The 13,824-nt window shown below is 51.2% G+C and carries 13 protein-coding genes; 3 read left to right on the top strand and 10 right to left on the bottom strand.

The window, feature by feature from the left end; translation table 11 throughout:
* Positions 1 to 183: 183 nt before the first annotated feature.
* Complete coding sequence (locus H9Q13_RS17440; RefSeq protein ID WP_191185098.1) at positions 184 to 1,284, bottom strand: Glu/Leu/Phe/Val family dehydrogenase; 1,101 nt, start codon at positions 1,282 to 1,284, stop codon at positions 184 to 186.
* Between the two features lie 149 nt (positions 1,285 to 1,433).
* Between H9Q13_RS17440 and H9Q13_RS17435 the strand changes: the two genes are divergently transcribed.
* Together H9Q13_RS17435 and H9Q13_RS17430 are read left to right on the top strand one after the other, a co-directional pair.
* Positions 1,434 to 3,218, top strand: a complete 1,785-nt coding sequence (locus tag H9Q13_RS17435; RefSeq protein ID WP_191185097.1) for an ABC transporter ATP-binding protein — start codon at positions 1,434 to 1,436, stop codon at positions 3,216 to 3,218.
* Positions 3,219 to 3,344: 126 nt separating this feature from the next.
* Positions 3,345 to 3,764: a hypothetical protein gene (locus tag H9Q13_RS17430; RefSeq protein WP_191185096.1), complete on the top strand. Its 420-nt coding sequence runs from the start codon at positions 3,345 to 3,347 to the stop codon at positions 3,762 to 3,764.
* 144 nt (positions 3,765 to 3,908) lie between these two features.
* On the opposite strand, the gene H9Q13_RS17425 is transcribed toward H9Q13_RS17430, so the two are convergent.
* The 7 genes from H9Q13_RS17425 to H9Q13_RS17395 all read right to left on the bottom strand — a co-directional run bounded on the left by H9Q13_RS17425 (position 3,909) and on the right by H9Q13_RS17395 (position 11,568).
* Positions 3,909 to 4,571 (bottom strand): hypothetical protein, encoded by a 663-nt coding sequence (locus tag H9Q13_RS17425; RefSeq protein WP_191185095.1) that lies wholly within the window; start codon positions 4,569 to 4,571, stop codon positions 3,909 to 3,911.
* A gap of 58 nt (positions 4,572 to 4,629) precedes the next feature.
* Complete coding sequence (locus tag H9Q13_RS17420; RefSeq protein WP_191185094.1) at positions 4,630 to 5,241, bottom strand: TetR/AcrR family transcriptional regulator; 612 nt, start codon at positions 5,239 to 5,241, stop codon at positions 4,630 to 4,632.
* Between the two features lie 83 nt (positions 5,242 to 5,324).
* Positions 5,325 to 5,846: a GyrI-like domain-containing protein gene (locus H9Q13_RS17415; protein WP_191185093.1), complete on the bottom strand. Its 522-nt coding sequence runs from the start codon at positions 5,844 to 5,846 to the stop codon at positions 5,325 to 5,327.
* A complete protein-coding gene (locus H9Q13_RS17410) occupies positions 5,843 to 7,612 on the bottom strand; it encodes an ABC transporter ATP-binding protein (RefSeq protein ID WP_191185092.1) in 1,770 nt (589 codons plus the stop codon). The genes H9Q13_RS17415 and H9Q13_RS17410 overlap by 4 nt, the downstream gene beginning before the upstream one ends.
* A 672-nt stretch (positions 7,613 to 8,284) precedes the next feature.
* The gene (locus H9Q13_RS17405) at positions 8,285 to 9,592 is read right to left on the bottom strand and encodes a cystathionine gamma-synthase family protein (RefSeq protein ID WP_191185091.1); all 1,308 of its coding nucleotides are present in this window, start codon (positions 9,590 to 9,592) and stop codon (positions 8,285 to 8,287) included.
* Position 9,593: 1 nt separating this feature from the next.
* The gene (gene truA, locus H9Q13_RS17400) at positions 9,594 to 10,361 is read right to left on the bottom strand and encodes a tRNA pseudouridine(38-40) synthase TruA (RefSeq protein WP_191185090.1); all 768 of its coding nucleotides are present in this window, start codon (positions 10,359 to 10,361) and stop codon (positions 9,594 to 9,596) included.
* A gap of 7 nt (positions 10,362 to 10,368) precedes the next feature.
* The gene (locus H9Q13_RS17395) at positions 10,369 to 11,568 is read right to left on the bottom strand and encodes an acetyl-CoA C-acyltransferase (RefSeq protein ID WP_191185089.1); all 1,200 of its coding nucleotides are present in this window, start codon (positions 11,566 to 11,568) and stop codon (positions 10,369 to 10,371) included.
* Between the two features lie 64 nt (positions 11,569 to 11,632).
* Between H9Q13_RS17395 and H9Q13_RS17390 the strand changes: the two genes are divergently transcribed.
* The gene (locus H9Q13_RS17390) at positions 11,633 to 12,130 is read left to right on the top strand and encodes a DUF4293 domain-containing protein (protein WP_191185088.1); all 498 of its coding nucleotides are present in this window, start codon (positions 11,633 to 11,635) and stop codon (positions 12,128 to 12,130) included.
* Between the two features lie 102 nt (positions 12,131 to 12,232).
* Here the strand turns inward: H9Q13_RS17390 and H9Q13_RS17385 are convergent, their stop codons facing one another.
* Both H9Q13_RS17385 and H9Q13_RS17380 read right to left on the bottom strand, forming a co-directional pair.
* Entirely contained in the window at positions 12,233 to 12,952 is a 720-nt protein-coding gene (locus H9Q13_RS17385) for a DUF4476 domain-containing protein (protein WP_191185087.1), read from the bottom strand.
* A gap of 168 nt (positions 12,953 to 13,120) precedes the next feature.
* Positions 13,121 to 13,693, bottom strand: coding sequence for an outer membrane beta-barrel protein (locus H9Q13_RS17380; RefSeq protein ID WP_394367987.1), 573 nt, complete (start codon positions 13,691 to 13,693; stop codon positions 13,121 to 13,123).
* Positions 13,694 to 13,824 lie beyond the last annotated feature (131 nt).

Raw genomic sequence — 13,824 nt, 5'->3', positions numbered from 1 at the left:
GTTGGTTAATATGTATTATTACTGCAATTAATGTGATGCCCAGGCATCGGACACAGCGAAAGTTGCTGTGGTAAAGGTATACGCAAAGGCAAGCCTATGCGCTAAAAATGGTGTAAGTGTAAAACAAAAGTGCTACAGGTTAATGCAGCACTTTTGTTTTATTGTTTTATCAAAAGGAATCCCTTAGAAAGTGGATCTTACCTTGCCGATGCTATTGATGCGCTGCTCAGCCATTTTGGTGGCGGCCAGCTGGGTATAAATACCCTCTTTCTCAGCCAGTTCAAAGATATCCAGGGTATAGCCGTAGATACGCTCTGTCTGGGCATAAGCACTCTCACGGTTATAGCCGTGCAGCTCAGAGTACACGTTAATCAAACCACCTGCATTGATCAGGAAGTCTGGTGCGTACACGATGCCTTTGTCGACCAGCGCAGGTCCGTGCACTCTCTCGTCGCGCAGCTGGTTGTTGGCGCAACCTGCAATTACCTGGCACTTCAAACGGCCAAGTGTATTGTCGTTGATGGTACCGCCCAGGGCGCAAGGTGAATAGATGTCCACGTCCAGATCATAGAGTTCATCCATACCTACCACTTTGGCGTTGTACTTGGCGGACACTTCACGCAGACGGTCTTCGTAGATGTCGGTGATGAAGATCTGCGCATTCTCTTTGGCGAGCAGTTCCACAAGGTAGCCACCTACGTGGCCAACACCCTGTACAGATATTTTTTTGCCGGCCAGTGAGTCAGAACCGAAAGCCTTCTTGGCAGCAGCCTTCATACCCATGTAGGTACCGTAAGCCGTTACCGGAGACGGGTCACCGCCACCGCCCATCGACTCTGGCAAGCCAGACACGTGCTCAGTCTCCATGCGGATGTACTCCATGTCTTTGGTCGTCATCCCCACGTCCTCAGCCGTGATGTAGGCACCGTTCAGGTTTTTCACGAAACGGCCGAAACGACGAAGTAAAGCTTCGTTCTTGTCTTTTTTGGCGTCGCCGATGATCACGGCTTTGCCACCACCCAGGTTAAGACCGGAGATAGCAGCTTTGTAAGTCATACCTCTCGAAAGACGCAGTACATCGTCAAGCGCCTCAGCCTCAGAAGCATAAGACCACATACGGGTACCGCCCAGCGCTGGGCCCAATACTGTATTGTGGATACCAATGATAGCTTTCAGGCCAGTTTCTTTATCGTGGCAGAAAACTACTTTCTCATGGTTATACTCTGATATCTGACCGAAGACCGATTTGTCCTTCTTCAGTTCAACTTCTTTTAGTTCGACCATTTATGAATATGATTAAGGGTTATTCTATCTTTGTAGAAGCCAGGAAGAGACGCCTCCCGTTTCGTGCTGCAAAATTAATTCTTTTTTTGATTAATTCAATTTGTAGGCTATAACTCTACGTAAAAGCCTCTGAGTTCCATATTCTTGCCGTGAAATCACTTCGATACCTCAACAAATACCTCCTAAAGTATAAATACCGCCTTCTGTGGGGTCTGGTATTCATTATCATTTCCAACTTTTTCCAGATACTGCCGGCGCAGGTAGTGCGCCACGCCTTTAACCTGATCAAGGAAGGCATCAACCTGCACAACCTTTTCGCAGATATGGCGCAGCAAGAAACGGTTTACGACACCTTTGCCAGCAGCATTCTGGTTTATGGGGTCATCATTCTGGTGATGGCTTTGCTACGGGGCCTTTTCCTGTTCTTTGTGCGGCAGACCATTATTGTGATGAGCCGCCTGATTGAGAACGACCTCAAGAATGAAATTTATGAGCACTACCAAAGCCTGCCGCTCAGCTTCTACCGCAAAAACAACACCGGCGACCTGATGTCGCGCATTTCCGAAGACGTGAGCCGTGTGCGCATGTACCTGGGGCCGGCCATCATGTATGGGCTCAATCTGGTTATCCTGTTCCTGATGGTGATCCCTTATATGCTGTCGGTAAACGTGAAGCTCACGCTCTATACCTTAATCCCGCTGCCGATTCTGGCCATCAGCATTTACTATGTCAACAACATCATCGAGCGCAAGTCCGACGAGATACAGCGAAGCCTCTCAGGTATAACCACCTTTGTGCAGGAGGCCTTTTCAGGTATAAGAGTGCTGAAGTCGTTTGTAAGGGAAGACGACTCGCACAACAACTTTAACAAGGCCAGCAACAACTACAAGGACAAGTCGCTGGAGCTCAATTTTGTGAACTCCCTCTTTTTCCCGCTGGTGTTGTTCCTGGTCGGTCTCAGCACGATCATTACGGTATACATCGGTGGACAGGAGGTGATCAACGGCAGCATCACGACAGGCAATATTGCCGAGTTCATCATCTACGTGAACATGCTCACATGGCCTGTTACCTCGCTGGGCTGGACGGCCAGCCTCGTGCAGCGTGCCGCCGCCTCGCAGGCCCGTATCAACGAATTTCTGAACACCAAAAACGACATCGTGTCACGCGAGAACATCAGCAAGCCTATAGAGGGCGATATCGTGTTCGAAAACGTAGACTTCGTGTACCCTGACACGAACATCCATGCGCTCAAAAATATCTCGTTCCGCATTAACCACGGTGAGACACTGGCGATAATAGGCAACACGGGCTCGGGCAAGAGCACGATTGCGACGCTTTTGCCCCGCATGTACGACACGACCAGCGGCCGCATTCTGATTGACGGCGTAGATGTGCGCGACTATAACCTGGAGAGCTTGCGCAGCCAGATTGGCTATGTGCCGCAGGACGTGTTCCTTTTCTCCGACTCGATCCGAAACAATATCGGCTTTGGTTTGCCGAGCATCACGGAAGCGCAAATGGTGCAGTCCGCCAAAGATGCCGACGTATACGAGAACATCATGCGCTTCCCGGAACAGTTCGACACGAAACTGGGTGAGCGGGGTATTACACTCTCGGGTGGTCAAAAACAGCGGGTATCCATAGCCAGGGCGCTGGTGCGGGAGCCCAGCATCCTCATCCTCGACGATTCCCTTTCGGCCGTGGATACCAAAACAGAGAACGCCATCCTCAACAGCCTGCGCCGCATCATGGCCAACCGCACCTCAATCATCATTTCACACCGCGTGTCCTCCGTTAAGCTGGCCGATAAGATACTGGTGTTAGAGGACGGTGAGATTGTGCAGCACGGCACGCATGAGGCGCTGATACAGCAACAGGGACTGTATAAGGTGCTTTACGAAAGGCAGCTGCAGGCGGAAGACTCGCAGTAGTTCGCTGATTATAAAGCCAAAACAGAGCGGTGTGATAGGGCATCGTATTCTCGGAGGGAATTTTTTGATACAGAAACTGTTATAAGTACGTATAGCAATTTTGTATGACCTTCTAACACTCTATCTATGGCTATTGACTTACAGCAAATCGGCAAAAGGTTCCGTTTCTATACGAATATCAAAGAACTGGAAATGCCGCAGCTTCTCGAAATGACGGGTAGCGACGAAGCGGTACTTGCCAATATCATCTCCGGTAAAAATTACTTGTTGGATGAGCTGGTAGCTATTTTAAAGCACTTCCATGACCTGAACCCGCAGTGGCTTATTTATGGCGAGGGCAGTATGTTTAAGCCAATGGATGAGAATGGTGCCTGCAAGGACAACCACAAAGGGTGCCTCAAGAAAGACAAAGCCGCTTACCTGAAGCAAATGCAGAACATGCTCATTGAGCTCGACGCTGCCGAAGTAGCCAAAGGCCACCACGCCGATGTGGACGCCCTAAAGGCGAAACTGGACGAATACAAAGCCAGTCACCCGCAGGATTAAACTCCTGCATTCTCTGGGCACCCACCGCCCAACCCTAGCACCCCGATTTATGAAAAGTTTTCAGCCTGGAAAGGCTTGATATGATAATGCCCCAATGTAAGCGACTTGCTTAGGTTGGGGCATTTTGTTTGAAACTATACCTTGTTAATTCGCTTTACATTTTTCCATCAGTTCCCTGGCACCTTTTTTAAGCGCTTTTTCCGTGGCAAGCGAAGCGGTAGAAAGGTTTACGGTATGGCTATTTCTGTGCCCCTCTTCATACTCTTTGCCAGGCAGTGTTACACCGCTCATTTTGGTGGTGGTAGCTAAGTTATAGATTGCCTTTCTTTCTTCTGTTGAATACAGCTTAAAATGCACTGTGGCTTTCGAATCGTCGGTCTCGGCAGCGCCGTAGCCTTGCTGAATTTCCCTATGCTCTTGCGCACTTATGCGCTCATACATCATCGCTGACGCCACATTCCCAACAGCAAGCCCCAGGTAATGGGTGTATCCCAGCTTTCGCATTTGCGACAAAGTAACAGAATCTGGCGCTGCATTCGGCTTTATACCTTTGCTTGCCAAATCAAACTCCTGTTCTACCACATAAGCCATCGCGAGCCCTTTTTGTCTGAACTCCTGTTCCAGTTGCTGATAAAGCTGATACGAGCGGTTTGCCGAGAGTTTCGGAATGACACCAACCAGTATGCGGTCGCCTGTTTGCAGCGCTTTGAGGCAACCGCCAGGCATAGCTGTGTGTTTGGTAGAGCCAATGCAGCCGCCTAACATCAGGAGGAGAAAAAACAACAGCGAAGTTTTCTGGAAATGCATTTGCAGTAATTAAAATGTGAGCGCGATTTGACTTTACTCCCTTTCTCTTCGAAGTGAGCTATACCCTCACCCGTATACCTTCCAAAATCAGATTCACGGTGAACAGCACCTCACGCTCTATCTTCTGGAAATCGATGGAAGGGAGGTTATGGAACTGGGTACGCTGGAATTCCTCGAACTGAATCAGGTCTTTAACCACCATGATGGAATAAGCCACCCGATCGGCTTCGCAGTTGATGAAAGTGCCGTTGGCTATACCTTCCTTGATGACGGAGGAATAAAAATTGGCTTCTTTGGCGCGTGATTCCTTGAACAACTCCTGAAACAGAATGCGGGTTTCGATCAGCACCTTAATAGAGATGGTATGCTGCGTTACGATTTCCTGATAGTAGCGTAGCGAAGAGCGAATGTAGAGCAGCAGGCGTTCGCGGGGGTCTTTTTCCCGCTCCGCTATTTTCTTGATCCGGTACAGGCTGTCTTTCCACTCTTGCGAAAAGGCCTCAATAAAGAGCATTTCCTTGCTCTTGTAGTAATAGTAGAGCGACGGCTTTTTGAGGCCGATGGCATGTGCGATGTCGTCCAGTGTGGCTTTACTGTAACCCAGCTTGCCGAACACCGACTTGGCTGCCTCCAGTATCAGCTCCTTTTTTGCCTCTGCCTTTTTGCCCAATTTGCTATTTTGCTATCGTTCCACGGGGAAAGGTATGGCCGCTCCCCTTTCGCCAAATATAGAGAGATAATCTATACCTGCAACTACTCCTTTATCGGAACCTCCACTATACCCTGGTGGTCTTCGGGAAACCATTCCACATAGAAAGTCTCCAACCCCAGGTTCTTCTCCTTAGCGTAATCAAAAATGGCTTCGTAGAGTTTGTTGGGGGCCAGCATGTAGTGCGCATTTACTTCGCTCCGCAAGGCACGGCGGCCAGCCGGCACGACCCGCAACTCATAGTCGGCAGGCAGTTGGACGGCGCTGTCAGGTATAACCACCCCGATAAAGGCATGAATGCTGTCGCCTCTGTCTTCGGGGTTGTTGTAATAGATGTTGCCCAGCATACCTTCCAGCTCCTTCTTGTCGAGCACCTCGGCCGCCCTTCTAAATGAGTCGTTGATGAGGTTGTCCGTTACAGCGCCTTTGAAAGCCCGGCCTGCCACGAAGAGTTGCTGTGAGTCCACTTCCGAAACTTTGGCTGAACTGAAACCACCCAGATAGGCGTAAAAAGCACCCACAATGATGGATAGAATCACCATCACCAACAAGAATTTCCTGTTCATAAATCAATCATGTTTTTGTACTGCATGTGGTAGAGTTGGGCATAGTAACCGTTGTGGCGCAGTAACTCCTCGTGGTTACCCATTTCTTTTATCTCGCCTCGGTCCATCACGATAATCTTGTCTGCCTTCTGGATGGTAGACAGACGGTGGGCGATGACGATGGACGTACGCCCGTGCATGAGCTGGTCGATGGCATACTGTATCAGTTCCTCGGTTTCGGAGTCGACGCTGGAGGTGGCCTCGTCCAGGATGATAATCTCGGGGTTATAGACCATGGCCCGCACAAAAGAAATCAACTGCCGCTGGCCCACCGAAAGCGTTGCCCCTCGCTCCATTACCTGATAGTGCAAACCGCCCGGCAGTCGCTCGATAAACTTGCGGGCGCCCACCAAATCAGCGGCATGCCACATCTGCTCTTCGGTTATAGCTTTGTTGCCCAGGCTGATGTTGTCGGCGATGGAGCCTGAGAAGAGGAAGACATCCTGCAGTACCAACCCGATGTGATGACGCAGCACGCTCAAGTCGTATTCTTTGATGTCGTGGCCGTCAATCAGAATCTGGCCGCTGTTGATCTCATAGAAGCGGTTGAGCAGGTTGATAACCGAGGTTTTGCCGGCACCCGTGGCCCCCACAAACGCCACTGATTCACCTGCCTTCACATCCAGTGAGATGTTGCGCAGCACCCAGTCCTCGTCTTTGTAAGCAAACCACACATCCTTGAAACTCACATTGCCCTTGATCTTCTCGGGTTTATAGTCGCCGTTGTCCGGGATCATCTCCTTGCTGTCGAGCAGGCGCATGAGGCGCTCGGTGCTCACCACGCCCAGCTGCAGGGTGTTGAAACGGTCGGCAATCATGCGGATCGGGCGGAAGAACATCTGGATATAAAGGATAAAGGCCATCAGCGTACCCAGCGACACGTCATCGTCTATCACGCCGTGGGCACCATACCATACCAGTAGCCCCAGACCCGCCGCACCGATAATCTCAGCCACAGGGAAATAAACGGAGTAGTAGAGCACAGAACGCACGTTGGCGCGGGTGTGCTCCTTGTTGATCTCCTTGAACTTCTCCATCTCGCGCTTCTCGTTGTTGAAGATCTGCACGATGCTCATGCCCGTGATATGCTCCTGCACAAAAGAGTTGAGCCTGGCGACAGCTGTGCGCACATCCTGAAAGGTATCTTTGATTTTCTCCTTGAAAATGTACGTACTGATGAGCATGATCGGGAAAGTAGACAAACTGACCAGTGCCAACTCCCAATCGATGTAGAACATGAAGCCAAGGATGAAGGCCAGTTGCAGCACATCACCGATCATGGCCGCCAAACCCTCGCTGAACACATCAGACAGCGTCTCCACGTCGGACACGTTGCGGGTCACGAGCGTGCCGATGGGCGTGCGGTCGAAGAACTTGAGGCGGAGGTTAAGAATGTGGCGATAAAGCTGCACCCGGATGTCGCGCACGACATGCTGCCCGAGCCAACCCGCAAAATAGGTATGCAGGTACTGCACGATGGCATGTACCACCAAGAGCACCGCCAGGATTACGAACATCTTGTTCAGCCCTTCCCAGTCGTTCTGCAGGATTTCGTTGTCAACGGTATACTGAATAAGGAACGGGCGAACGGCAGCCAATATGGCCGAGGCAAAGGTCAGGAACACGATGAAATAGAACGTCTTCAGGTAGGGCTTCACAAAGGTGAAGAGCCGCCGAATGACGTCCGCATCGAATACCTTGCCTGTATTTTGTGGTTTATCTTCCAAGTTTGTTGTTCTCGTTTTGTTTGTTTCAGGGGTTCTGCCTGCACTTCCTATTTAGTCTGAATCAGGATTCTCAGGATTCAAAGATTTACAGGATTCTTGCATATACCGGGTCCAACCACCCCTAACCCCTCCTTATCCAAGGAGGGGAATTTACAGCCGCTAACCATGCACACATGTAAGCGTTGTAGTTTTAGCCTCTGTCTGAACATACCACTGGCACGCATTGCAAGAGTAACTCGCACTGAAGCTATGAAACAGACAGCAGTGCCAGGTGCACAAACTGACTACCCACTGTTTGAGCGGTCAGCGAGTTTGGGGAGTCTTGACTTTTTTGCTTACTTTTTGTGTCAAGACAAAAAGTGAGTGCCCGCCGCACAGGCGAAGCTACAAAGCAACACAGGTTGCTATACCTGCAGCACCCGTTACGCCAGTTGCAAACTGGCCTCATATCTAACCACAAGTTGCGCTGTCGCTAAACTTGCGGTATAGCCTAAACTTCAGTATAAACAGCAAACTTACTATATAACAGCTTATACCTAACCGCCTGCAAAGTTAATGGTTTTTGCGTCAGGAATTTCGGGATTTCCTGCTAAAACAACAGCAACCCCAAAGCCATAAAAAAGCCCTCCCCTGTTTTACAGAGGAGGGCTTTGATCAGAGTAAGTTTTATACCTATACCTCCGCTTCCACAGGTACGGCTACTTTTTCAAGTGCCTGTGCGATGTCGGAGATAATATCCTCCGGGTGCTCTACCCCTACCGAAATACGGATCATGCCTTCACCTATTCCCATCACGGCACGGTCGGCCAGGCAGATGTCGGAGTGGGTCATGGAGGCAGGGTGCTCAGCCAACGACTCGGTGCCACCCAAGCTTACGGCCAGCTTAATCAGCTTCAGGTTATTAAGGAACGTAAAGGCCTCTTTCTCGCCTCCTTTTATGTCGAAAGAGATCATGGAGCCCGCCGCTTTGCACTGTTTGTCATATATGGCCTGCTGCTGCGGATTGTCCTGCAGGTAGCCCAAGAAGTAGATCTGGTCCACTTTCGGGTGCTCTTTCAGGTATTCAGCCACTACTTCGGCCCCACGAGCCTGACACTCCATGCGGATTTTCAGCGTCTCCAAGCTGCGCATCAGCATCCAGCCAGTCCACGGACTCGCCATGGAGCCCATAAACGTCCGCATGCCTTTTATCTGCTTCATCAAATCAGCTGGACCGGCACAGGCACCTGCTATCAGGTCGGAGTGACCGCCGATGTATTTGGTAGCGGAATATAATACGAGATCAGCACCATGCTTGAGCGGGTGCGAGAACACAGGGCCGAGGAAGGTATTGTCTACTGCAACCACTACCTTTTTGTCACTAGTAGAGTGCTTCCTAGCCATGGCCGCGCAAGCCTCGATGTCGACCAAATGGTTAGTCGGGTTAGCTGGGGTTTCGAGGTATACCATCGCCAGTTTGTCGGCCATACCAGATGCCTCGAGCATTTGCTCTACCTCCTCTATTGGGGTATTGGCACGGAAGCCCATGCTCTTCACGCCGAACTTCGGCAGAATGTTCTTGATGTAGTAATCAGATCCGCCATAGATGGGCTCGCTGTGCAGGATCAGGTCGCCCGGCTTGAGCAAGGCTAAAAGGGTGGTACTGATAGCGGCCATACCGCTGGCAAACACCGCTGCTTCATCGGCCCCGTCCCAGAAGCGGAGTCGGTTTTCCAGAATCTCCAAATCGGGGTTGTTGAGGCGGCTGTAGATGAGACCAAGCTGCTCTTCGGCGTGCTTCTCGCGCAAGCCATACGCTAGTTCAAAAAAAGCCTTTCCTTCTTCCGCATTTTTGAAAACGAAGGTAGAAGTTTGATAAATTGGCGCCTTCACGGCCATTTCTGACCACTCGGGGTTATACCCGTAGCTCATCATTAAGCTTTCGGGGCGAAGGTGTTTGCCGTTAAGATGGGGACCGTTCTGGTCTTCTGGTAATTGCATGCTATAAAGGGTTTGTTTTGGGTGATGTCTTGAAAATATGTTCCGGGTAGGCCACCTTGGCCAGGTATAGTCCCTCGGAAGGCGCTGCCCCGCTGGCCTTGCTGCGGTCCTGGCTGGCAATGATTCGCTCAAAATCAGCGACGGAGAGTTTGCCACGGCCCACATCCAGCAACGTGCCAACCACCAATCGCACCATGCCTCTCAGAAAGCGGTTTGCCCGGATGGTAAAAAGCAGCTCGTCGCCTTGCTGTCGCCATACCGCCTCGTAGATGTTGCAACGGTAGTGCTTGGTGTCGCCCTTGACTTTGCTAAAGGTCGTAAAATCCTCGTAACGAAGCAAAACAGCGGCCGCCTCATTCATCTTCTCCACATCCACGGAGCGTGGCAGGTAGGTGGCGTAGTATCTTTTGAAGGGGTTTTTGGCTAAGGCAATGTGATAGTGGTAAGTGCGCTCAAAAGCGTCGAAGCGGGCGTGTGCCTCGTCGGTGACAAGGTATAGGTTCTTCGCCACCACGTCGTCTGGCAGCAGGCGGTTGAAACGGTAAACCATGTGCTCCGGGTCCAGCTCCTGGTCTACATCAAAGTGCACAAACTGCTGACTCGCATGTACGCCCGTGTCGGTGCGGCCACTGCCCGTTGAGCTAATTGGTTGCCGCAGCACCTTGCTCAGGCAATCGTCGAGCACCTCTTGTACCGAGAGTGCGTTGGGCTGCACCTGCCAGCCATGAAAACGTGTGCCGTCGTAAGCTATTTCTAAAAAGTAGCGCATGCAGGCTCTACAGCTTTTCGTAGATTACCGCTGCGCCCTGTCCTACGCCCACGCACATAGTGGCCAGACCAAAGCGCACGTTGTCGCGGCGCTGCATCTCGTGCAGCAGGGTGGCCGAAATGCGGGTACCGCTGGCTCCGAGCGGGTGCCCAATGGCGATAGAGCCGCCATTTACGTTCACGATCTCCGGATTAATGCCGAGCTCCTGCACGCAAGGTATAGCCTGTGCCGCGAATGCCTCGTTCACTTCAGCTAAACTGATATCATTGATGGTAAGGCCTGCACGCTTCAACGCTTTCAAGGTGGCGGGCACTGGCCCCATACCCATGTAGGCTGGCTCCACACCTGCCACTGCCGCCGACACAATGCGGGCCATCGGTTTTAGGTTGAAGCGTTTTACGATTTCCTCGCTCACGATAATGGAAGCCGCTGCCCCGTCGTTTATACCGGAGGCGTTGCCAGCTGTTACGGTACCGCCTTTTTTGAAGGCTGCGCCCAAGGTACCCAGTTTCTCTACCGAAGAAAGGCGCGGGTGCTCGTCGGTGTCGAAGATGATGGGATCGCCCTTGCGCTGCGGAACGGGTACAGGTATAATCTCGTCTTTAAACTTGCCCGCTTCTGCTGCGGCTTTATACTTGAGCTGCGAATTGTGGGCAAACTCGTCCTGCGCTTCACGTGAAACACCGTAGCGCTCGGCCACATTCTCGGCCGTTTCGCCCATGGCATAGGGGTAATGCATAGCCGAAAGCTTGTCGTTCACGAAGCGCCAGCCAATGGTGGTGTCATAGATTTCCGGGGTACGGGCGAAAGCGGTCTCGGCTTTGGCCATTACGAAAGGCGCACGGGTCATGCTCTCCACGCCGCCCGCCAGGTATACGGCACCGTCGCCGCAGGTAATGGCACGTCCCGCATCGATGATGGACTGTAAGCCGGAAGCGCAAAGGCGGTTGACGGTCACGCCACCGATCTCGTGCGGAAGCCCGGCCAACAGAAGCGCCATACGGGCCACGTTGCGGTTGTCCTCCCCGGCCTGGTTAGCCGCGCCCAGCACCACTTCCTCGATCAGGCTCGGGTCTATCTGCGGATTGCGGGCCATTAACTCCCTGAGTATGTGAGCTGCCATGTCATCGGGGCGCACGCTGCTAAGGGCTCCGGTAAACTTGCCAACGGGTGTTCTAACGATATCAATTATATAAGCTGTGCTCATCAATTTTTGTTTTACAGGTCTTTGTCTAATTTTGCAACACATTGCAAGTTAAATTAACCCCTTTATGATACAAAGAATTCAAACCGTATTTCTGGCGCTCATCGTGATTGCGATGGTGTCGTTGTTGTTTTTACCGCTCTGGTCTAAGGTCGATGCCGTGTCTGGCGAAGAGGTAGTGCTGACCGCCTGGGACCTGACTTTTCAGACGCTGAACGCACAAGGCGAAGCAACGCAGGCTGGCACGCAGACAGGCACCAGCACGATTGCTATTGCCATACTCGCGATTTTAGCGGCAGGTATAGCGCTTTATGAGATCTTCCAGTACAAGAGCCGCATTAACCAGATGAAGTTCGGCCTGATCAACACTTTGGTGCTGGTGGCGCTGTTCGGCACGTCGTTTTACTATGCTAACTACGTAGGCAATGTGATGGCTTCAGGCAATGATGGCACCTATGAAGCTGGCTTCTACATGCCGATATTGGCGCTGCTGCTCAATGCACTGGCCAATCGCTTCATCAAGAGAGATGAGGACCTGGTAAGGTCTGTCGATAGATTGCGATAAGGTATAGGTATAGCATAAAAGAAAACGGCTTCTGCGATAAACAGAAGCCGTTTTCTATTTCTTAACTCTCTAACTCCCAAACTCTCAAACTCCTCAACTTATCTATCTTCTCCGGCTGGTATATTCCTCCAACTCCCGCACATGGTGGTCGAACTTGAAGATGTCGTAGATGTAGTAAAAGCGCTCTTTGTCGCACACGCTGTCGTAGGCGAACTTGGCGAACTCAAGGCGGGAGCTCTCAAACTCGAAACCTAGCAGCACACGGCGCAGGTCCTCCGACAGAATACTGCCATTGCGCACCGCCTCGCGGGCGATGGTGAGTCGGGTACTCTCGAAGTCACGGCCTTTCATGGCGTCGATCAGGCGGTCCACGTCGTAGCGGTCCAGCAGGTTGCGGCAGTAGTCGTTGGCTGGCTCTTCGTAGCGCGGCGGAACGGGCTCATACCTGTCGGGGTAGCGGGGAGACGGTGGCACGACCACAACGGGCGGCCTGCCCAGCGGCACTTCACTGATCACCTGCAGACTTACTTTCCGGCCGGATACCCGCACGGAGTAGTTCGTTTCGTAACCGGCCCGGGCAAATGCATTTATACCTGTTCTGTACACGCCATGGCGGCCTCTGATCCTGAACTCGACATAGTGGTTGCCGGGCCGCAGGTGCGTGATGCGCACGAAGTTGGAGGCCGAGCGGTTGATCACACGACCATCCAGCGCCATCTGGAAGAGTTCGCCCCGGTGGGTGGTAAAGGTCACAACGGTGGGTTGTGCGAAAGCCGGCAGCGCCAACAGCACAAACAGAAACGGAAGTAGAAGCTTTTTCATGGCAGTATAGGTTTTAGCTTATACTTCCGCTAAGCCAATTATTGTGCCAGTTTGTGGAACTAAAGTGAGGTGGGGTTTGTCTGCGGGGATTTCGTGGGTTACAGGTATAGGTACAAGCAAAAACCCACAGGTATAGCACCTGTGGGTTTTAGAAGGAGTTTAATGTAGTTACTTTAGCCTGTAGTTTATACCTATTGCCAGAGAACCCGGATAAGGATATTCATCTCTTGGTCTTAGCTTATTATTGAAGTTTCTGTTGTAGCGATAGTAGTTGCCATAGATATCAAAGCGATTGCTCAAAGGGTAGCCAAAACCAATTCCGACAGTAAGGTAAGTATTTATACCAGACGTCTTGGCCTTGTATGTAACTGTTGTAATCCCGTCTGCCCGCTCAGATTTTTCGGCTCTTGATGTACTGAAAATAGGCGTGAGCATAGCTGTACCATAAAGCTCTAGTTTCCTGAAAGGGTAAAGGAGGGTGTAGTTTACTGTGATAGGCATAGCCACTCCCCTGGTATGGTTAAAATCTCTGAGGTAAACCAACTTTTCAGGCGATTCTACATAAATCTGCTCCACATCAAATTTATAATTGTCATAAGAAATACCTACTTGCGCACTGAAACGCTTGTTGAGCTTATACTTAAGGTATGGCGTAACAACAGGCCTTAAATCACCGCCTTTTGGCTCATGAGCATACTTTAGGTTGTAACCTACAGTACTGGCTATAACCCCCACATACAACTTTTTAGCGGTTGTGGTCTACAATGTATGATGCGGGAATAAGTATGGCAGCAAGGGTGTTTACAGGAAGTTATGTGCGAGATAACTATCCAGGTAAATTGCCCCTACTGCCACAGTATGAAGGTAGTAAA

The organism is Pontibacter aquaedesilientis (assembly GCF_014773225.1).
GTDB classification, from domain to species: Bacteria; Bacteroidota; Bacteroidia; order Cytophagales; family Hymenobacteraceae; genus Pontibacter; species Pontibacter aquaedesilientis.
The sequence above is the reverse complement of the archived record's forward strand: the minus strand, read 5'-3'. Positions and strand labels throughout refer to the sequence as shown.

What these genes read in the sequence shown, in the direction of transcription:
- H9Q13_RS17440 (WP_191185098.1), bottom strand. Translation starts at nt 1,284, where the DNA reads ATGGTCGAACTAAAAGAAGTTGAACTGAAGAAGGACAAATCGGTCTTC.
- H9Q13_RS17430 (WP_191185096.1), top strand. Translation starts at nt 3,345, where the DNA reads ATGGCTATTGACTTACAGCAAATCGGCAAAAGGTTCCGTTTCTATACG.
- H9Q13_RS17425 (WP_191185095.1), bottom strand. Translation starts at nt 4,571, where the DNA reads ATGCATTTCCAGAAAACTTCGCTGTTGTTTTTTCTCCTCCTGATGTTA.
- H9Q13_RS17415 (WP_191185093.1), bottom strand. Translation starts at nt 5,846, where the DNA reads ATGAACAGGAAATTCTTGTTGGTGATGGTGATTCTATCCATCATTGTG.
- H9Q13_RS17405 (WP_191185091.1), bottom strand. Translation starts at nt 9,592, where the DNA reads ATGCAATTACCAGAAGACCAGAACGGTCCCCATCTTAACGGCAAACAC.
- truA (WP_191185090.1), bottom strand. Translation starts at nt 10,361, where the DNA reads ATGCGCTACTTTTTAGAAATAGCTTACGACGGCACACGTTTTCATGGC.
- H9Q13_RS17395 (WP_191185089.1), bottom strand. Translation starts at nt 11,568, where the DNA reads ATGAGCACAGCTTATATAATTGATATCGTTAGAACACCCGTTGGCAAG.
- H9Q13_RS17390 (WP_191185088.1), top strand. Translation starts at nt 11,633, where the DNA reads ATGATACAAAGAATTCAAACCGTATTTCTGGCGCTCATCGTGATTGCG.
- H9Q13_RS17385 (WP_191185087.1), bottom strand. Translation starts at nt 12,952, where the DNA reads ATGAAAAAGCTTCTACTTCCGTTTCTGTTTGTGCTGTTGGCGCTGCCG.